Here is an 18,858-nt window from a genome sequence, read left to right on the forward strand (position 1 = left end):
CCCCGAGCGTGCGGGGGAGCAGGGGGCGCTTGCTCAGTCGTGGAAGACCTCGATGCGGGCGCCCATCTCCACCAACCGCTCGTAGAGCTGCTCGTAGCCGCGGGCGATGATGTCGACGTTGCGGAGCACCGACGTCCCCTTGGCCGCGAGCATCGCCAGCAGGATGCACACCGCCGGACGCAGCGCCGGCGGGCAGACCACCTCGGCGCTCGACCAGTGCGTCGGGCCGGTCACCAGCACGCGGTGCGGGTCGAGCAGCCGGACGTCGGCGCCCAGCCGGGTCAGGTCGGAGAGGTGGATCGCCCGGTTGTCGTAGACCCAGTCGTGGATCAGCGTCGACCCGGTCGCCGCCGCCGCGATGACGGCGAAGAACGGCAGGTTGTCGATGTTGAGGCCGGGGAACGGCATCGGGTGGATCTTGTCGATCGGCGCCTTGAGCTGCGACGGCGAGATGGTGACGTCGACCAGCCGGGTGTGCCCGTTGGCGGCTAGGTACTCCGGCGAGAGGCTGTAGCGCAGCCCCATCTCGGCGAGGGTGGCCAGCTCCACCTCGAGGAACTCGATCGGCGCCCGGCACACGGTCAGCTCGGAGTCGGTGACGATGCCGGCGGTCAGCAGGCTCATGGCCTCCACCGGGTCCTCGCTGATCGTGTAGTCGACGTCGGCGTCGAGCACCGGCCGCCCGTGGACGACGAGGGTCGTGGTGCCCAGCCCCTCGATGCCGACGCCGAGCAGCTGCAGGTACAGGCAGAGGTCCTGGACCATGTAGTTGGAGCTGGCGTTTCGGATGGTCGTCGTCCCGTCGGTGCGGGCCGCGGCCAGCAGCGCGTTCTCGGTGACCGTGTCACCGCGTTCGGTGAGCACGATGGTGCGGTCGGCCGTGCCGGGAGCGGTGACCGCGGCGTGGTAGCTGCCGCCGCGGGCCTCGACCTCCAGCCCGAAGGGGCGCAGCGCGATCATGTGCGGCTCGACGGTGCGGGTGCCGAGGTCGCAGCCGCCCGCGTAGGGCAGGTCGAACGACGGTGCCCGGTGCAGCAGCGGCCCGAGGAACATGATGATGCTGCGGGTGCGGCGGGCGGCGTCGGCGTCGATCCCGGCGAGGTCGAGCTCGTCCGGGACGACGAGGGTGAGATCGCGGCCGGCCTCGTCCCAGGTCGCCGAGACGCCGATCGAGCGCAGCACGTCGAGGATCCGGTCCACCTCGACGATGCGGGCGACGTTGCGCAACGTCGTCCGGCCGCGGTTGAGCAGCGCCGCGCACAGCAGCGCCACGGCGGCGTTCTTCGAGGACTTGACGACGACGCTGCCGCGCAGCGGCACGCCGCCGGTGACCCGCAGGTGGGTGGGTCCGGACGGGCCGACGCTGAACAGCTCGCGCTCGAGGGCCTCGGAGAGCCGGCCGAGCAGCTCGAGGGTGAGGTTCTGCCCGCCCTGCTCGATCCGGGCGACGGCGCTCTGGCTGGTGCCCAGGCGCTCGGCGAGCTGCTGCTGGGTCAGCCCGCGGTGCCGGCGGGCGTCGCGGACGAGCATGCCGATGCGCTGCATGGCGCTGGACTCGTGCGCGCGGGTGTCGGCGCTGGACTCGTGCGCGCGGGTGTCGGCGCTGGACTCGTGCTCGGGGGTTGATGCGATGTCGGTGGTCGGTTCGGTGGCCGTCACGAGCGGTCACGGTATCTCGTCTGTGATATGCCGCAGGTCCGCCGCGCCGGGACGGAACGGTCCGGCCAGACTGCCGCTCATGGACGTTCTGGTGACAGGGGGGACGGGGCGGCTCGGCCGGCTGGTCGTCGAGCGCCTGCAGGACGGTGGCCATCGCGTGCGACAGATGTCGCGGCGGGGGACCGGCCCGGGCGGGGTGCGCGGCGACCTGGCGACCGGCCGCGACCTGCCGACGGCGCTGGCGGGCGCGGAGGTCGTCGTGCACGCGGCGAGTGACGCGCGGGGGGACTACTGGGAGGCCGACGTCGCCGGCACGCGGCGGCTGGTGCAGGCGGTGGAGCGGGACCGGCTGCGGCACCTGGTGTTCGTCTCGATCGTCGGCGTCGACCGCATCCCCTACGGCTACTACCACGCCAAGTACGCCGCCGAGCAGGTGCTGTTGGCGTCGGGGCTGCCGGTGACGCTGCTGCGGATCACCCAGTTCCACGACTTCGTCGACCAGCTGCTGGCCACCGCCCGGCGCGGCCCGGTGCTGCCGGTGCCGATGGGCTGGCGGCTGCAGCCGGTGGACGTCGCGGAGGCCGCCGCGCACTCCGCGGAGGTGGCGCTCGCTGCGCCGGCCGAGGGCGTCGTCGAGTACGGCGGACCCGAGGCGCTGACCGCGGCGGAGGTCGCGCGGGCGTGGGCCGCGGCCCGCGAGCCCAACGCCCACGTCGTCGCCACTCCGGTGCCCGGGCGGCTGTCGGCCGCGATCCGTGACGGCGGCGCGCTGCCGACCGGCGGCGCGCGCGGGCGGCGCACCTACGGCGAGCACCTGCGCCCCTGACCGCAGCACTCCTGCCCGTCTCCGCAAGGGGGAGGACGGCGTCCGGAAACCGCCGGTGGCGGGGCGGGGCGCCGCCCTAGGGTCGCTGCGTGCCCCGCCGTCCGGCCGTCCTCGTGCTCGCCGCCGTCGCCGTCACCGTGCTGGCGTGGGCGTCGGCGTTCGTCGGCATCCGCGCCGTGGGGGCCGACCTCTCGCCGGGGGCGCTGGCGCTGGGCCGGCTGCTGGTCGGCACCGCGGTGCTCGGCCTGCTGCTCGTGGCGGCCGGCCGGCCGTGGGTGGCGCCCACCCGGCGGGAGTGGGGACTGCTCGCGGTCTGCGGGATCGGCTGGTTCGGCGTCTACAACGTGGCGCTCAACGCGGCCGAGCAGCACCTGGACGCCGGGACGACGGCGATGCTGGTCAACGTCGGGCCGATCCTCATCGCCGTGTTCGCCGGGCTGTGGCTGGGCGAGGGCTTCCCGCGGTGGCTGGTCGCCGGCCTGGCGGTCGCCTTCGCCGGGGTGCTGCTCATCGGCCTGGCCACCCGCGGCGCCGAGGCCGACCTGCTCGGTGTGGTGCTCTGCCTGGTGGCCGCGGTCACCTACGCCACCGGGGTCGTCGCGCAGAAGCCGGTGCTGCGCCGGCTGCCCCCGTTGCAGGTGACGGCCACGGCGTGCGCGGTCGGGGCGCTGTGCTGCCTGCCCTGGGCCGGGTCGCTGGTCGCGGAGCTGGGCGCGGCCTCACCCGGGTCGGTGGCCGGCCTGGTCTACCTCGGCGTGGTGCCGACCGCGCTGGCCTTCAGCACGTGGGCCTACGCCCTCGCCCGCACCGACGCCGGGCGGCTGGGCGTGACCACCTATCTCGTGCCGCCGCTGGTCGTGCTGATGGGCTGGCTGCTGCTCGACGAGGTGCCGCCGGCGATGGCCGTGGTCGGCGGCGCGGTCTGCCTGGCCGGCGTGGCGCTCTCCCGCCGGCACCCGGCGGTGCGGCGGCCCGACCCGGAGGTGCAGCGGGCCGCCGCGAGCGCCTGAGCTCAGCCGGCCCGGCGGGTCGGGACGACCAGCACCGGCCGGTGCGCGGAGTGCAGGAGCGCGCGCGCCACGTGCCCGACGAGGGTGTCGCGGGCGCCCCCGCGTCCGCGGCTGCCCACGGTCACCACCGCGGCGCCGCGGCGGGCGGCCTCGTCGGCGAGGGTCGCCGCGGTGGCCCGCGGCCGGCCGGCCCGCCGTGGGCAGCGGACGGTGACCAGCTCGGTGCCCTCGACCGGCGACGGGGCGGGGGAGCCCTCGGACTCCTCGACGGCGACCAGCAGCCGCCGCCGGTGGGGGAGGAGCGTGGTCGCCGCGGTGAGGGCCCGCAGGGCGTCCTCCGAGCCGTCGGTGCCGATGACGACCGGCCCGGACTCGACCGCCGTCCACTCGACCGTGGTCAGCGGGTGCGGGACGACGAGCACCGGCACGGGGCTGACGTGCACGACCAGTTCCGAGACGCTGCCCATGGAGGCGCGCATGCCGCTCATGCCGCGTGAGCCGACGACCATGAGGTCGGCGTCGATCGCCTCGGCGGTGCGGGCGAACGCGTAGCCGTCGCCGCCGTAAGTGCGTTTGACCAGCGGCTCGGCGTCCCAGCCGTCGGCCTTGGCGAGCTTCACTCCGGTGCGGGCCAGTCGCTCGGCTTCGGCGTGTCCCTCGTTCTCCACCAGCTGGCCCAGCGCCTCGGCGTTGGCGGCGCGCTCCATGACGCGGTGCCGCAGCTCGGGGGAGGTGAACGGCGGCTCCCACAGGTTCAGGATCGAGGCGGTGGCCGAGGGCAGGAGCGTGGCGGCCGCCTCGATCGCGTTCACCGCGCTGGGCGAACCGTCGTAGCCGACCAGGACGCGCAGGCTGCGGACACCGGTGTCGGGTGCGCTCATGGCGCGCATCGTCCTCCGACCCGGCCGTTCCCGGGAGGGGCCCGCTACCGTCGGCCTGCGGCCCGGACGGGCTGGGCAGGAGGTCCCGGGGCGCCCGTGCCCCGGTGTGGTGAGGAGCGGCCGTGGACGAGCAGCAGTGGACGGCGGTGGTGGCGGCGGCCATCCGGGCGCCGTCGGTGCACAACACCCAGCCCTGGCGGTTCACCGCCGCCGGAGACCGGCTGGAGCTGCACCGCGACCACGAGCGGGCGCTGCCGGTGTTGGACCCGACCGGCCGCCAGCAGGTCATCAGCTGCGGCGTGGCCGCCGAGTTCGCCGCCGTCGCGCTGCGTGCGGTCGGCGTCGAGGCGGAGATCGAGCTGCTGCCCACCCCGGAGGACCCCGACCACCTGGCCACCGTGCGCGCCGGGGCGCCGCGTGAGGTCGCGCCCGGGGACACCGCCCTGGCCGATGCGATCGACCGGCGGCACACCGAGCGGGCGCCCTTCCTGCCGCGCGCCGTCCCGGAGGGGGTGCTCGAGCGCATCCGGGCCGACGCCGGGCCGCTCGGGGTCTGGGTCAAGACGGTCACCGGCTCCGACGAGGAGGTCGCCACCGCCTTCCTCGTCTCCCGCGCCGAGGAGCTCGAGCGCAGCGACCCCGGGTACCTCGCCGAGCTGGAGCGGTGGCTGCGCACCGACCCGGCGGCCGTGGACGGCATCCCGGTCGGCGCCGTCCCGGAGGACGACCCGGGCGCCCGGCCCTCGAACTGGCTGGTCCGCGACTTCGTCGCCGGCAGCCGCGCGCCGCACGACTTCCTCCCCGCGGGCGACCCGACGGCGCCCCCGCCGGAGGTGGAGCGGCCGACCGTCCTCCTGCTGGGGACCGACGGCGACGACCGGACGGCGTGGCTGCTGGCCGGCCGGGCGATGGGCCGGCTGCTGCTGACCGTCACCACGGAGGGGCTGGCCGCCTCGCCGCTGACCCAGGCGCTGGACTGGCCGGCCACCCGCACGCGGATGCGCGCCCGGCTCTCGCTGATCGGCTATCCGCAGATGCTGCTGCGGATGGGCTATCCGTCGACGTCGGGCGGTGCCGTCTCGGGACGGCGTCCGGTCAGCGACGTGCTGCGGTTCGAGCCGGCGAGGTGACGGGCGGACCCTGAAGGGTGGGCGGCCATCCTCCAGGGGCCCGCGCCGAGCATGCGAGGCGTGGGGGGAGGGTGGTCTCCTCCCTCAGTCGCGGCGCCGGGAGGTGGCCCAGGGGTCCTCCGGGTCGAAGTCGTCGTCGGGCTCGCCGTCCGTCTCCGACCGGGCGGGCCCGGGCTGCCCGGCCGCGGCCTCCAGGACGGCGTCGCGCTCACGGGCCCGCTCGGCGCGCTCGGCCCGCTCCTGGGCGCGGAGTTCGCGACGGGACGGCCGCGACTCGGCCTCCGGGCGCCGGCTGAGCGCCCACAGCCCGGCGCCGGCGAGCGCCAACCCGATCGGGATGGGGTATGCCGAGGCCCGCTCGGTGCCCCCCTCGCCGAGGAACGAGGTGATGCCGAGGGCGAAGAAGACCGTCATCGCGGCGCTCAGCAGGCCCAGCAGCGCCAGCGCCGTCCCCAGGACCTCCGAGCGCGGCCGGACGGCGTAGGCCAGCGCGAGCAGCGCGAGCCCGCCGCCGACGAAGTGCAGCCCGGCGCCGGCCTGGTGCAGGTCGTCCTGGCTGCCGAGCGGGAAGAGCCCGACGAGGACGACACCGACCGCGGCCGCGGTGAGGAAGGGGGGCACCAGCCGGCCACCGAGACCGGCCAGCGCGGGACGCAGCAGGACCGCGCCGGCGCCGATGAGCAGGCCCTGGACGACGAACGAGGCGTTCATGAGCAGCGGCGCCGCGGAGGCCGGTGACCCCAGGTCGCTGATGAGGTCGTCGGCGTGGTCGTACGAGCCGCCGGTCTGCACCGAGACGACGGTCTGGACGACGAAGAACTGCAACGTGAGCAGCCAGGCGATCGCGCCCCATCGGTACCGGGTGGGAGTCACACCGGTCATGGTCCCAGCGTGGCGTCCGGGCGCGGGGGCAGGTGCGCGAGGACGGCGGCGTACTGGTGCGGGGACAGCCAGGACGGGTTGCTGCCGGCCGGCATCCGCAGCACCTCGGCGTCGTGGGCGGCCGGGTCGGCCAGCAGGTCGGCGCGGGCGACCGGGGCGGGCAGCCGGGTGAGGCGGACGGGGACGACGGGCCCGCCGTCGCGCTCCTCGACCCCGCCGGTGACCTCGCCGAGCGCGTGCACGCCCGGGTCGGTCCGGCCGCTGACCCACAGCAGGCACGGCTGGCCGGGGCGCAGGAGGTCCAGCCGGTAGGAGCGCCGCACGCAGCGGGTCAGCTCGCGCGTCGTGCCCACCCGCCAGCCGGGCTCGACCAGCTCCGGTCGGCGGGTGGACTTCAGCACCCAGCAGGCGACGTCCCCCGGCCCCAGGCGGGTCATCCGGACCTCCTCGAGCAGGGGGACGGCTCGGCGCCGGCCGGGGACGGCACCTGGCCGCGGTGTCGGCCGGTAGGCCGACGGGTCAATCAGTGGCGGAGTGGACGTCGGCGCCCGTGGGGTCGGCGTCGTCGGCGTCCACCATCTGCCGCTCCTGCTCGGTGCGGTGCTGCAGCTCGTCGTCGTTGGGCCGCGCGTAGCCCCCGGCGTGCTCCTGGCGATCGCGCGGGGCGGACTCCGTCGTGTCCATCACGTCGTCGAGGTTCGGACGGTCGGGCTCGCTCACGGGTCTCTCCACTTCGTCGGGGATGGTGCGTCGGGAGAGGCCATAGCCACCGGGGGACGGCGGTAACCCGTGATCAGCGTTGCTCGAGGAGGGCGGCGGGGACCCATGCCTCGACGAGCACGGTGCCCTGCGGCCCGGCGACGGCGTAGGTGACCCGGCCCGACCAGCCGCCCTCGTCCTGCCGCCACTCCACGAGCAGCCCCGGCCACACGCCAGGGGCGCCGGGCGGGTCGTGCACCCAGCAGTGCCGGCCGCGCGCCCGGTCCTGCCGGGTCGGCGGGCCCGACGGTGGGGGCTCGGGCGGGCCCACGCCCGAGCGGGCCGCGCGCTCGCCGAGGGAGCGACCCGACCGCCCCGGGTGCATGCCGCCAGCCACGCGCAGAGTGTCGCACGAGGTCGAACGCCTGTTCGACCTCGGAGTGGGGTCAGCGCGTCCCGCGGCGAACGGGGATCCGGCTCGACCGCGCCCGCACCGTGTCCACCGTGGGTCACGGCACCGGCCGCGCCGGCGACCCTCGACCTGCCCGCCGGCGACGCCGACCGGGAGCGGCTCGAGGGCATGCTCGTCGAGCCCGCTGACGAGCTGACCGTCAGCGAGGTCTTCGCGCTCACCCGGTACGGCGAGCTGACCCTGTCGGAGGGCGGCGTGCTGGTCCAGCCGACCGAGGTCGCCCGGCCGGGCACCCCGGAGGCCGCCGCGGTGGCCGCGGACAACGCCGCCCGGAGGGTCCTGCTCGACGACGGCCGCGACTACTCGAGGTCCCTCACGGACCGGCCGTACCTGTCCCCGGACACCCCGGTCCGCGTCGGCGACGTCCTGGAGTTCACCGAGCCGCTGGTCCTCGGGCACGGTTTCGGCGAGTGGCGGTTCCAGGCGGCCGACGGCACGGCGGACGGCGTGTTCGCGCCGCAGGACGCCCGCACCGCGGCTCCCGAGCCGGTCGGCGGCGACGTCCGGCTCGCCACGTTCGACGTGCTCAACTACTTCCTCACCCTCGGCGGCGCGGGCCGCGGCGCCGACAGCCCGGAGGAGTTCGAGGAGCAGGCCGGCAAGATCGTCCCGGCGATCGGGGCACTGGGCGCCGACGTCGTCACGCTGCTGGAGATCGAGGACACCGACTCCACCGGGCTGACCCCCGGGAACGCCGAAACCGTGCTGGCCGACCTCGTCCGGCGGCTCGACGCGGCCGCGGGCGCCGAGGTGTGGGCGTACGTGCCGCTGCCGGAGGAGCTGTACGCCGTCCCGCGCGACGCCATCCGCAACGGGATCGTCTACCGCACCGACCGCGTCCAGGTGGTGGGCGACCCGGCCGGCCTGGTCGACGAGGACCGGGTCCTGATCGCTGCACGGCGGGACGCGTCCGGCGCGGCCTCCGGGAGCCGGGGACCGCGCCGGACGCGGATCGGCGATCAGGCGCCCTCGCGGGCCTCCCCGCCGGGCTGCTCGCCGAGGCCGTCCTCCTCCGGGTCGCTGGTGCGGGCCACCCCGTCGGCCAGCGTCCGGGCCACCTCCTGCAGCAGCCGGTGCGCGGGCAGGTCCTCCACGAGCACCGGCAGCGGCAGCGACCAGTTGGGCCGGTCGGTGGTGCCGGGCATGTTCGGCCGGCGACGCTCGCCGACGGCGTCGTCGAGGGTCGCCGAGAGCAGCAGCGACGGCGCCCGGGCCAGCAGCTCGTGGGCCCGCTTCACCGCCGTCTCGGGCTTGGCGTTCTTCCGCAGGCCCGGCAGCTTCTCCAGCAGCGACGTCCGGCCGCGCTCGAGCTCCTCGTCGGTCCCGGTGCCGTGCTCGCGCTGCTCCTCGACGTCCGCCCCGGTCCACAGGCCGGTCACGGTGGGCAGGTCGTGGGTGGTGATGGCGGCCATCGCCTCGTCGGGCCACTCGGCGGGGTCGTCGTCCTCGAACCACAGCAGCCGGTAGCTGAGGATGCCGTGCTCGGCCATGGCCTCGCGGACGCCCTCCTCGACCGTGCCCAGGTCCTCCCCGACGACGACGGCCTGCGCCCGATGGCTCTCCAGCGCGACGATGTCGAGGAGGTCCTCGGCCGGGTAGCGCACGTAGGCGCCGTCCGCTGCGCTCTCGCCCGAGGGCACCCACCACAGCCGGAACAGGCCCATGACGTGGTCGATGCGCAGCCCGCCGGCGCCGGCCATCGTGGCGCGGATCGACTCGACGAACGGCTCGTAGTCCGCGGCGCGCAGCTTCCAGGGGACCAGCGGCGGGGAGCCCCAGTCCTGGCCCTGCGAGTTGAAGGCGTCCGGCGGGGCGCCGACGGTCGCTCCCTGGGCCAGGACCTCCTGCCAGGTCCAGGCGTCGGCACCGCCGCCGGCGACGCCGATCGGCAGGTCCTGGATGACGGTCATGCCCTCGGTGGCCCGCTCCAGCTGCAGGTGCAGGCACCACTGCAGCCAGGCGTGGAAGGCGACGTCGCGCTCGTGCTGGGCGACGAAGTCGCCGACGGCGCTGCTGCGCGGGTCGCGCAGCTCCTCGGGCCAGGCGTGCCAGTCCGGGCCGTGCGCGTCGGCCAGGGCGCACCAGGTCGCCCAGTCCTGCAGCTTCTGCCCCTGGTGCCACCACCAGTCGGGGAAGGCGGGGTCGTCGCGGCCGCCGGCGTCGAACACGCGGCGCAGCACCTCGCGCTTGCGCGCCCAGATGGCGTCGCGGTCGATGAGCTCGCCGTCGCCCAGCGCACGCCCGGCCTCGCTGTCGAGGTCGACGGCGTCCGCGCCGGGCACCTCCTCGGCCCGCAGGTAGAGCGGGTTGCGGAACCGGCGGGTGGCCGGCAGGTAGGGGCTGGCCTCCTGCTGCGGCGTCGGGGCGACGGCGTGCAGCGGGTTGATGAGCACGAAGCCCGCCCCCTGCCCGGCCGCCATCTCGCGGACGGTGCGCAGGTCGGCGAGGTCGCCGATGCCCCAGCTGCCGCGGCTGCGGGTGGCGTACAGCTGCACCGCCCAGCCCCAGGCGCGCTCGTCGGGCAGCCAGCACCGGCCGGGGGAGACGACGAGCCGGCGGCGCGGCCCGCCGGGGGCCTGCAGCCAGTGGTAGCCGAGCGGGAAGTCGTCGGGCAGTTCGCCGTCGACGTGCCGGGTGGAGCCGTCCTCGAGGGTCACCTCGGCCTCGTCCACCTCCAACGCGTCGCCGGGACGGGCGACGATGGGGGCCCGGTCCTCGAGGTCGGCCGGCGGGGTGCCGATCACCTCGCGCAGCCGCTCGATGGTGGCCTCGGCGACCTGGTGTTCCTGGTCGAGGGCGTCGAGCCAGCTGGCGTCGATGCCCCACTCGTCGGTGGTGGGAGTGCGCGTCACCCCCCGATACTCCCCAGCGCACCCACCGTCCACACGGCAGGCCGCGCGTGGTGCCGCTCTCCCTCGCCTCCGGTGTCCCATGACGGTGGTCACAGGTTCATGACGGTTCGCCGCTCCGGAATGACACGCGTGTGACCGGCGCAGCAGGCTCCGGGGCGACGGCGCCCACCGCCGGCGTCCCCGTACGAGCGCATCCCGTGGAGGTACGCATGAGACACCCCCGGTCATCCCTACCGGTCCTCGCCGCGGCTTCGGCCGTCCTGCTCACCGCCTGCGTGGCAGAGCAGGGGGAGGAGGGCGGAGCGGCAGCCGAGGCCTACCCGGCCGAGGACATCACCCTCTACGTGCCGTACGCGCCAGGCGGCCCCACCGACCTGGCCGCGCGCACCGTCGGCGACTGCCTGGCCGCGGACTTCGGCCGGACCGTGGTGGTCGAGAACCGGGAGGGCGCCTCCGGGTCGCTCGGGATGCAGGCGATGATCCAGGGCGGGGCGGACGGCTACAGCCTGTCGTTGATCGCGGTGCCGGCGTCGGCGACCAACCCGCTGCAGGAAGACGTCGGCTACACCAACGAGGACTACGTCCCGATCGCTGCGGTCACCGAGATCCCCTCGGTGCTGGCCGTCGGGCAGGGGTCGCGGTTCCCCGACGCTCAGGCGCTGTTCGCCGAGGCCGAGCAGAACCCGGGCCGGGTGACCGTCGGCGTGCCCGGCGCGACGACGTCCCAGGCGATGGAGCTGCGGCGGCTGGCCGAGCAGTACGGCGTCGAGCTGTCGCTCGTCCCCTTCACCGGCAACGCCGAGATGACCACCGCGGTGCTCGGCGGGAACGTCGACGCCATCTTCATCAACGCGTCCCAGGACGTGCTGGAGAACATCGAGTCCGGCAGCTTCGTGCCGTTGGCGATCAGCCCGGAGGAGCGCGTCGACTACCTGCCCGACGTGCCGACGCTCGCCGAGCTCGGCTACCCCGAGCTCACCAACAGCGTGTCGGTCTTCGGGCTCGCCGCTCCGGCCGGCACACCCGACGAGGTCCTGCAGACCCTCGAGGACGGCGTCGCCGCGTGCCTGGAACAGCCGGAGGTGGTCGAGACCCTCGGCGACCAGTACGTGCCCGACGAGTTCATCGGCCGGGACGACTTCCAGGCGCGGATCGACGAGATCGTCGAGGTCTACGGCCCGCTGCTGCAGGAGTAGGCCCGGATGGCGTCCGGGCGCCGGTCAGTGCTCGTCCGTCCCGGGCCCGGGGCCGGGCAGGACCTCTTCGGCGGTGGCGAGGAACCCCGCGAGCACCGGCGAGGAGTCGCCCTCGCGCCACGCGAGGGCGATCGGCACCCGGACGTCGACGCCGCCGGCGATCGGGGTGAAGACGACGCCCTCGATCTGCAGCGTCTCGGCCGACGCGGGCATCAGGGCCACGCCGACCGCGGCACCGACCAGCGCCACCACGGTGTGCGTGTCCGGTGCCTCCTGCACCACGCGGGGTGTGAAGCCGGCGCTGGAGCAGGCGTGCACCGCGGCGTCCCGCAGCGCCGAGCCCTGCATCGAGACGTAGCTGACGAAGTTCTCGTCGGCCAGGTCGGTCAGGCGGACCTCCGGCTCGCCGGCCAGCGGGTGGTCCTGGGGCAGCACGGCCATCAGCGACTCGTTGAGGATGACCCGGCTGGCCAGCGGCCCACGGGCACCGGCGCGCGCAGGAACCCCACGTCGATCCGGCCGTCGATGAGTGCGCTCACCTGGGCGGCGCTGAACACCGACGGCCGCAGCTCCAGCCGGACGTGCGGGTAGCGCCGGCGGTAGGCGCGCGCCATGCGGGGGAGCAGCCGCCAGGTGATCACGCCGGTGACCCCGACGCGCAGCTCACCGCGCTCCCCGCGTTCGGTGACCAGCACCGACTCGCGGGCCAGCTCGGCCTCCCGCAGGACGCGGTGGGCGTGCTCGAGGAACACCGCCCCCGCGGTGGTCAGCCGCACCTGCCGGGTGGTCCGCTCGAGCAGCACGGCGCCGACGTCCTGCTCGAGCTGCTTCACCTGCTGGCTCAGCGCGGGTTGGGCCACGTGCAGCCGGCGGGCCGCCCGGCCGAAGTGGAGTTCCTCGGCCACGGCGGTGAAGGCCCGGAGGTGGCGCAGCTCCACGGGTCCTCCCGATTGATGCGCACGGGTTATGGACGATGCGCCGATCTGCAATTGGACCATGAACAATCCGGCCTCCTAGTGTCGGGCGTCACACCCGGCCGCGACCCGACGAGGAGCCCATGTCCGCGTCACCTCCAGCCCCGGCGTCCGTACGACACCCCCATCCGGCCCGGTCCCAGCTGCGCCGGATCGCTCCGCTGCTCCTCCTGGCGCTGGGGGTGGGAGCCCTGCTCATGGCCAGGGACATGGGACTCGGTGAGCTCACCGCGCCCGGCCCGGGTCTGTGGCCGGCCATCGTGGCCGCGCTCCTGACCGCCACGTCCGTCGCGCTGCTATTCCTCGACCCCGCGGAGGACTACGAACCCTGGACGTACGGGACGGCCCGCATCGTCGCCGGCCTGGCTGGCCTGGCCCTCTTCATCGTGCTGTTCCAGACGATCGGCTTCGTCATCCCGGCGTTCCTGTTCCTGCTCGCCTGGCTCCGCTCCCTGGGCGGCGAGTCCTGGCGGATGGCCCTGGTCCTCGCCGTGGCCGGGGCGCTCGCACTCCACCTGGTCTTCGTGGTCGTCCTCGGCGTGCCGTTCCCCGCGGGCCCCGTCGACCAGCTGTTGGGGGCATGACGGTGGGGATCTTCGACGGCATCGCCCAGGGCTTCGCGGTCGCCCTCGACCCGATCAACCTGCTCTACGTCTTCGCCGGCGTGCTGATCGGCACCGTCATCGGCGTGCTGCCCGGTCTGGGCCCCACCGCCACGATCGCGCTGCTGCTGCCCCTGACCTACACCATCGAGCCGGCGACCGCGGTGATCCTGCTGGCCGGCATCTACTACGGCTCGATGTACGGCGGCACGATCACCTCGGTGCTGCTGCGCCTGCCGGGCGAGGCGGCCTCGGTCGTCACCACCTTCGACGGCTACCAGATGGCCAGGCAGGGCCGGGCCGGGCCGGCGCTGGGCATCGCCGCCATCGGCTCGTTCGTCGGCGGCATCCTGTCGGTCCTCGGCCTGATGCTGCTCGCGCCGCCGCTGGCCGACCTGGCGGTCTCCTTCGGCCCGCCGGAGTACGTCGCGCTGACCGCCCTGGGCATCCTGCTGGTCACCTACCTCGGCAGCGGGACACCGCTGAAGAGCCTGTCGATGGCGGCGCTGGGCCTGCTGCTGGCCACCATGGGGCAGGATCCCATCACCGGCACCACCCGGTTCACCTTCGGTTCGGTCGCCCTCTTCGACGGGCTGGACTTCGTCGCGGTGGCCATGGGCCTGTTCGGGGTCGGCGAGATCCTGCACAGCCTGGAGCGCACCGACAAGGTGCAGGCGGTCACCCGCAGCATCAAGCACATCTGGCCGACGCGGAAGGACATCCGGGACTCCTCCGGCGCCATCGCCCGCGGCTCGGTGCTCGGCTTCGTCATCGGGGTGCTTCCCGGCGGCGGAGGGGTGATCTCCTCACTGGCCTCCTACGCGCTGGAGAAGCGGCGCGCCAAGGACCCCAGCCGCTTCGGCAGAGGTGCCATCGAGGGCGTGGCCGGGCCCGAGACGGCGAACAACGCGTCCTCCACCTCCGCGTTCATCCCGCTGCTGACCCTCGGCATCCCGGCCAACGTGGTGCTGGCGCTGATCTTCGGCGCCCTGCTGGTGCAGGGGGTGACCCCGGGTCCGCAGCTGATCAGCGAGGAGCCGGAGATCTTCTGGGGGGTCATCGCCTCGATGGTCGTCGGCAACGTGATGCTGCTGGTCCTGAACATCCCGCTGGTCGGGGTCTTCGTGCAGCTGCTCCGGGTGCGGGCCGGCATCCTCGCCGCCTTCGCCCTGCTGGTGACCATGGCCGGCGTCTTCTCGATCAGCAACGACTCCTTCGACATGTGGGTCGTGCTGGTCTTCGGCGTCATCGGCTGGCTGATGAAGAAGACCGGCTTCGAGCCCGGTCCGCTGGTCCTCGCCTTCGTGCTCGGCGAGATCATGGAACGGGCCTTCCGGCAGTCGATGCTGCTGTCGGCCGGCAGCCTCGACATCTTCGTCACCCGGCCCCTGTCCGGCGGTCTGCTGGCCGTCATGGCCGCAGTGATCGTCCTCAGCCTGGTCATGGCCCGGCGGCGACGTGCCGCCTTCCGGCAGGTCGACCCCGAGGACGAGTCCGGCCGCGAGGACGGGGCCGGTCCCGTCGAGGGCGAACCCGGCCTCAGCGCCGAGCCCGCCACCGGGCGCAACGCACGGCACACGTCCGACAGCGCCGACTCCGACGCCTCGTCCACCCCTGGAGAACGATGAGACCCCCGCGCATCCTCGCCGCCCTGCTGGTCACCACCGCCGCGCTCGCCGGGTGCGCCGAGGACTCGGCCTCCGTCGCCGCCGCCGACTACCCGTCGGAGGACGTCCGGCTGCTGGTGCCCTACACCGCCGGTGGCCCGACCGACATCGCCGCGCGGGCGGTCGGTGCGCACCTGGAGGAGGAGCTCGGCCGGCCGGTCGTGGTGGAGAACCTGCCCGGAGCGTCCGGTGCCACCGCGTACGTCGAGATGCTCTCCGCCGAGCCCGACGGCCACACGCTGTCCATGACAGCTCTGCCGACAGCGGTGCTGAACTACCTGTCCAACGACGTGGGCTACACCCGCGAGGACTTCGCGCCGGTCGGGGTGGTCACCCAGGTGCCCTCGGGCATCGTCGTGCCCGCCGACTCCCCGTACCAGGACGTGGAGTCGCTGTTCGAGGCCGCGCGGCAGGACCCCGAGGCGATCACCGTCGGGACGCCGGGCGCCACCAACACCCACGCCGCCGAGACCCGGCGGATCACCCAGCTGTACGACATCCCCCTCACCGTCGTCCCCTTCGAGGGCAACTCCGAGGTGCAGACGGCGCTGCTGGGCGGCAACGTCTCCGCGGGCTTCGCCAACCTCTCGCAGGACCTCCTCCCGGCGATCGAGGCCGGTGACCTGCGGGTGCTGGCCGTCGGCACCGAGGAGCGGCTGGACTACGTCGACGCGCCGACCTTCGTCGAGGCGGGTTACCCCGAGCTGGTGCAGAGCACGACGACCTTCGGCGTCATCGCACCGGCGGGCACGCCGGAGGAGGTCGTCGCGACCCTCGAGGACGCCCTGCGCAGCGCCAGCGAGGACCAGGCGGTCGTCGGGGCCCTGGACCCCCGGTACGTGCCGGAGGAGTTCCTGGGCAGCGCGGACCTCGCCGACCTGTTCGCCGAGACGGAGGAGACCTTCCGTGGCGTCGTCGGCGGCTGAGGCGACCGGGGCAGCGGCGGAGGACCGTTCCACGACGGGCGCCGACGCCCTGGTCGCGGCGCTCCAGGACCTCGGCGTGCAGACGGTGTTCGGGCTGCCAGGCGTGCACAACCTCCCCGTCTGGGAGGCGGCGGACGCGGCCGGCCTGCGGGTGGTCGGGGTCCGGCACGAGCAGGCCGCGGTGTACGCGGCCGACGGGTACGCCCGCGCGACCGGCCGGCTCGGCGTCGCCGTCGTCACCACGGGGCCCGGGGCGGCGAACACGGTCGGTGCCACGGGTGAGGCGATGGCCTCGGGCGCGCCGGTGCTGGTCGTGGCGACCGACATCCCCTCAACGCTGCGGCGCCCCGGCGTGTACCGCGGCGTCCTGCACGAGACCCGCGACCAGGCCGCGATGTTCGCCCCGGTCACCAAGGCCACCGTCGTGACGGCAGCGGCCGCGGACCTGTACGCCGACACCGTCCGCGCCGGCTCGGCCGCCCTGCGGCCGGCCACCGGGCCGGTCTACCTCGGCGTGCCCACGGACCTCCTGGGCGCACCGGCGGGCAGCCCCCGGCGCACGCCGGCGCCGCCCGCTCCGGAACTGCCGGTGGACCGCGACCAGCTGGCCCGCGCCCGCGAGCTGCTCGCCGGCGCCCGCCGCCCGCTGGTGTGGGCCGGCGGCGGGGCGCTGCGCTCCGGAGCCGGCGACCTCGTCGGCGAGCTCGCCGAGCGCCTCGCCGCGCCGGTGGTCACCACCTTCGGCGGGCGCGGCCTGCTGCCGCCCGACCACCCCTGCCTGGTGCCCGGCCCGCCGCACGTGCCCGCGGTCGGCCGGTTGTGGGACGAGGCGGACCTGGTGGTCTCCCTCGGCAGCGACCTCGACGGGACGAACACCCAGAACTGGGCCATGCCGCGCCCTCCGGCGCTGCTCGCGGTCAACGTCGACCCCGCCGACGCCACCAAGAACTACCCGGCCGACGTGGTGGTGACCGGCGACGTGGCGGCCGTGGTCGGCGCCCTGCTCGACGGTCTGCCGCAGCGCGGGGGCCTGCCCGCCCTCCGCGAGACCCTCGACGCGACGGCCCAGGAGGTGCGGGCGCTGGTGCGCGCGGACGAGCCCGAGGCCGAGGGGCTGCTCGACGCGCTCGACCGGGTCTCCGACCGGACGGGGGTGCTGCTCGCGGACATGTGCATCGCCGGGTACTGGGCCGCCGCCTTCGCCCGCCTGCCCGGGCCGCGGCGACTGGCCTACGCGCTCGGCTGGGGGACGCTCGGCTACGCCTTCCCGGCCGCGATCGGCGCCGCGCTGGCCGGCCGGGGGCGGGCTGTGGCCCTCGTCGGGGACGGCGGCTTCCTGTTCGCCTGCGGAGAGCTCGCCACCCTCGTCCAGGAGCAGCTGCCGGTCACGACCGTCATCGTCGACGACGGCGGCTACGGGATGCTCAGGTTCGACCAGGTGCACTCCGGCGTCCCCACCCGTGGCGTGGACCTGGCCACCCCGGACTTCGTCGCCCTCGCGGGGTCCTTCGGCGTCCCGGCCCGGGCGGTCGACGGCTTCGGTGAGGAGTTCGCCTCCGCGTTGTCCGAGAGCCTCGACGCCACGGGCCCGGACGTCCTGGTGGTCCGGGCGGCCCTCACCCCGCCGCCGTCCACCTCGCCCCGCTGGTACCGGCGCGGACAGGTGGCGCCGTGATCGACAAGCGGGTGGCCACGCTCGCCGAGGCCGTCGCCGACGTCGCCGACGGCGCCACCGTGCTCGTCGGGGGCTTCGGCAACTCCGGCGTCCCCGTCGAGCTGGTGCACGCCCTGCTGGAGCAGGGGGCCCGGGACCTCACGGTGGTGACCAACAACGCCGGCAGCGGGGAGACCGACATCGCGGCGCTGATCCGGGAGCACCGGGTCCGCCGGATCATCTGCTCCTACCCCCGCTCGGCCGGCTCGGTGTGGTTCGAGCAGTTCTGGCGCGCCGGCGAGATCGAGCTGGAACTCGTCCCGCAGGGCACCCTCAGCGAGCGGATGCGCGCGGCCGGCGCCGGCCTCGGCGGCTTCTTCACCCCGACCGGCGCCGACTCGCTGCTCGCGGAGGGCAAGGAGGTGCGCGTCCTCGACGGCCGCCGCCAGGTCTTCGAGCGGCCCCTGCCGGCCGACGTCGCGCTCATCAAGGCCGACCGAGCCGACCGCTGGGGCAACCTCGTCTACCGCACCGCGGCCCGGAACTTCGGTCCGACGATGGCGACGGCGGCCGCGCTGACCGTCGTCCAGGTGCGCCAGTTCGTCGAGCTGGGGGAGCTCGACCCCGAGGCCGTCGTGACGCCCGGCATCTTCGTCGACCGTGTCGTGGAGGTGGCCACGTGAGCGAGCTCGCGAGGTCACGCAGGAGTGCGGCATCCCCCGGCACGAGGCCGACGAGCGCCGGCGAGGAGGGCACGTGATCCGCCCGCTGTCCCCGACCGACGTGGCCCGCCGGATCGCCCGCGACATCCCCGACGGCTCCTACGTCAACCTCGGGATCGGCCTGCCCACACTGGTCGCCGACGTGGTGGGGCCGGACAAGGAGATCGTCTACCACAGCGAGAACGGCATCCTCGGGATGGGCCCGGCACCGGCCGCCGGCGAGGAGGACCCCGAACTGATCAACGCCGGCAAGCAGCCGGTGACCCTGCTGCCGGGGGGCTCCTTCTTCCACCACACCGACGCGTTCGTGATGATGCGCGGCGGCCACCTGGACGTCTCCGTGCTGGGAGCGTTCCAGGTGTCCGAGACCGGCGACCTGGCGAACTGGGCCACCGACGAGGCGGCGCTGCCACCGGCCGTGGGCGGGGCGATGGACCTGGCCGTGGGCGCCCGGCGGGTCCTCGTCGTGACCACCCACACCACGCGGGACGGGCGCCCTAAGCTCCTGTCGCGCTGCACCTACCCGCTCACCGCGGCGGCCGTCGTGGACCGGGTCTACACCGACCTCGCCGTCCTGGACGTCGGCCCCGAGGGCTTCCTCGTCCGGGAGGTGGCACCCGGCGTCACGCCCGACGCCCTGCAGGCGGTGACCGGCGCCCCGCTGCGGTTCGCACCCGACCTCGCCGTCGTCCACCCCGACTGACAC

19 protein-coding genes are annotated in these 18,858 nt (G+C 74.8%); 10 read left to right on the top strand and 9 right to left on the bottom strand.

The window, feature by feature from the left end; genetic code table 11:
• Nucleotides 1-33: 33 nt before the first annotated feature.
• Nucleotides 34-1,659: a helix-turn-helix domain-containing protein gene (locus tag ACWIX3_RS14865; protein ID WP_448608124.1), complete on the bottom strand. Its 1,626-nt coding sequence runs from the start codon at nt 1,657-1,659 to the stop codon at nt 34-36.
• Nucleotides 1,660-1,738: 79 nt separating this feature from the next.
• Between ACWIX3_RS14865 and ACWIX3_RS14870 the strand changes: the two genes are divergently transcribed.
• Both ACWIX3_RS14870 and ACWIX3_RS14875 read left to right on the top strand, forming a co-directional pair.
• A complete protein-coding gene (locus tag ACWIX3_RS14870) occupies nt 1,739-2,485 on the top strand; it encodes an SDR family oxidoreductase (protein ID WP_448608125.1) in 747 nt (248 codons plus the stop codon).
• A gap of 89 nt (nt 2,486-2,574) precedes the next feature.
• A complete protein-coding gene (locus tag ACWIX3_RS14875) occupies nt 2,575-3,495 on the top strand; it encodes a DMT family transporter (protein ID WP_448608126.1) in 921 nt (306 codons plus the stop codon).
• Nucleotides 3,496-3,497: 2 nt separating this feature from the next.
• On the opposite strand, the gene ACWIX3_RS14880 is transcribed toward ACWIX3_RS14875, so the two are convergent.
• The gene (locus tag ACWIX3_RS14880) at nt 3,498-4,376 is read right to left on the bottom strand and encodes a universal stress protein (RefSeq protein WP_448608127.1); all 879 of its coding nucleotides are present in this window, start codon (nt 4,374-4,376) and stop codon (nt 3,498-3,500) included.
• A 122-nt stretch (nt 4,377-4,498) separates the two neighbouring features.
• Between ACWIX3_RS14880 and ACWIX3_RS14885 the strand changes: the two genes are divergently transcribed.
• Nucleotides 4,499-5,506, top strand: coding sequence for an Acg family FMN-binding oxidoreductase (locus ACWIX3_RS14885; protein WP_448608128.1), 1,008 nt, complete (start codon nt 4,499-4,501; stop codon nt 5,504-5,506).
• A gap of 84 nt (nt 5,507-5,590) precedes the next feature.
• Here the strand turns inward: ACWIX3_RS14885 and ACWIX3_RS14890 are convergent, their stop codons facing one another.
• The 5 genes from ACWIX3_RS14890 to malQ form a co-directional block, all read right to left on the bottom strand.
• Entirely contained in the window at nt 5,591-6,388 is a 798-nt protein-coding gene (locus tag ACWIX3_RS14890) for a DUF998 domain-containing protein (RefSeq protein WP_448608129.1), read from the bottom strand.
• Nucleotides 6,385-6,825: a hypothetical protein gene (locus ACWIX3_RS14895; RefSeq protein WP_448608130.1), complete on the bottom strand. Its 441-nt coding sequence runs from the start codon at nt 6,823-6,825 to the stop codon at nt 6,385-6,387. Before ACWIX3_RS14895 ends, ACWIX3_RS14890 begins: the two co-directional genes overlap by 4 nt.
• An 82-nt stretch (nt 6,826-6,907) precedes the next feature.
• Nucleotides 6,908-7,108 (bottom strand): hypothetical protein, encoded by a 201-nt coding sequence (locus ACWIX3_RS14900; RefSeq protein WP_448608131.1) that lies wholly within the window; start codon nt 7,106-7,108, stop codon nt 6,908-6,910.
• A 73-nt stretch (nt 7,109-7,181) separates the two neighbouring features.
• A complete protein-coding gene (locus ACWIX3_RS14905) occupies nt 7,182-7,484 on the bottom strand; it encodes a hypothetical protein (protein ID WP_448608132.1) in 303 nt (100 codons plus the stop codon).
• Nucleotides 7,485-8,518: 1,034 nt separating this feature from the next.
• The gene (gene malQ, locus ACWIX3_RS14910) at nt 8,519-10,411 is read right to left on the bottom strand and encodes a 4-alpha-glucanotransferase (protein WP_448608133.1); all 1,893 of its coding nucleotides are present in this window, start codon (nt 10,409-10,411) and stop codon (nt 8,519-8,521) included.
• A 209-nt stretch (nt 10,412-10,620) separates the two neighbouring features.
• On the opposite strand from malQ, the gene ACWIX3_RS14915 reads away from it, so the two are divergent.
• Complete coding sequence (locus ACWIX3_RS14915) at nt 10,621-11,607, top strand: tripartite tricarboxylate transporter substrate binding protein (RefSeq protein WP_448608134.1); 987 nt, start codon at nt 10,621-10,623, stop codon at nt 11,605-11,607.
• Nucleotides 11,608-11,631: 24 nt separating this feature from the next.
• Here the strand turns inward: ACWIX3_RS14915 and ACWIX3_RS14920 are convergent, their stop codons facing one another.
• The gene (locus tag ACWIX3_RS14920) at nt 11,632-12,048 is read right to left on the bottom strand and encodes a LysR family substrate-binding domain-containing protein (RefSeq protein WP_448608135.1); all 417 of its coding nucleotides are present in this window, start codon (nt 12,046-12,048) and stop codon (nt 11,632-11,634) included.
• Nucleotides 12,048-12,545 (bottom strand): LysR family transcriptional regulator, encoded by a 498-nt coding sequence (locus tag ACWIX3_RS14925; RefSeq protein WP_448608136.1) that lies wholly within the window; start codon nt 12,543-12,545, stop codon nt 12,048-12,050. The genes ACWIX3_RS14920 and ACWIX3_RS14925 overlap by 1 nt, the downstream gene beginning before the upstream one ends.
• A gap of 119 nt (nt 12,546-12,664) precedes the next feature.
• Between ACWIX3_RS14925 and ACWIX3_RS14930 the strand changes: the two genes are divergently transcribed.
• The 6 genes from ACWIX3_RS14930 to ACWIX3_RS14955 all read left to right on the top strand — a co-directional run bounded on the left by ACWIX3_RS14930 (nt 12,665) and on the right by ACWIX3_RS14955 (nt 18,855).
• Nucleotides 12,665-13,165, top strand: a complete 501-nt coding sequence (locus ACWIX3_RS14930; RefSeq protein WP_448608137.1) for a tripartite tricarboxylate transporter TctB family protein — start codon at nt 12,665-12,667, stop codon at nt 13,163-13,165.
• The gene (locus ACWIX3_RS14935; RefSeq protein WP_448608138.1) at nt 13,162-14,811 is read left to right on the top strand and encodes a tripartite tricarboxylate transporter permease; all 1,650 of its coding nucleotides are present in this window, start codon (nt 13,162-13,164) and stop codon (nt 14,809-14,811) included. The genes ACWIX3_RS14930 and ACWIX3_RS14935 overlap by 4 nt, the downstream gene beginning before the upstream one ends.
• On the top strand, nt 14,808-15,776 hold the full coding sequence (locus ACWIX3_RS14940; RefSeq protein WP_448608139.1) for a Bug family tripartite tricarboxylate transporter substrate binding protein: 969 nt from the start codon (nt 14,808-14,810) through the stop codon (nt 15,774-15,776). The genes ACWIX3_RS14935 and ACWIX3_RS14940 overlap by 4 nt, the downstream gene beginning before the upstream one ends.
• Nucleotides 15,757-17,451 carry a thiamine pyrophosphate-binding protein gene (locus ACWIX3_RS14945; protein WP_448608140.1) on the top strand — a complete coding sequence of 565 codons (1,695 nt, stop codon included), beginning with the start codon at nt 15,757-15,759 and terminating at the stop codon, nt 17,449-17,451. Before ACWIX3_RS14940 ends, ACWIX3_RS14945 begins: the two co-directional genes overlap by 20 nt.
• Nucleotides 17,448-18,113, top strand: coding sequence for a 3-oxoacid CoA-transferase subunit A (locus ACWIX3_RS14950; protein ID WP_448608141.1), 666 nt, complete (start codon nt 17,448-17,450; stop codon nt 18,111-18,113). Before ACWIX3_RS14945 ends, ACWIX3_RS14950 begins: the two co-directional genes overlap by 4 nt.
• A 73-nt stretch (nt 18,114-18,186) precedes the next feature.
• Nucleotides 18,187-18,855 (top strand): 3-oxoacid CoA-transferase subunit B, encoded by a 669-nt coding sequence (locus ACWIX3_RS14955; RefSeq protein ID WP_448608142.1) that lies wholly within the window; start codon nt 18,187-18,189, stop codon nt 18,853-18,855.
• Nucleotides 18,856-18,858: the final 3 nt, after the last annotated feature.

This window comes from Geodermatophilus sp. URMC 60 (assembly GCF_053502585.1).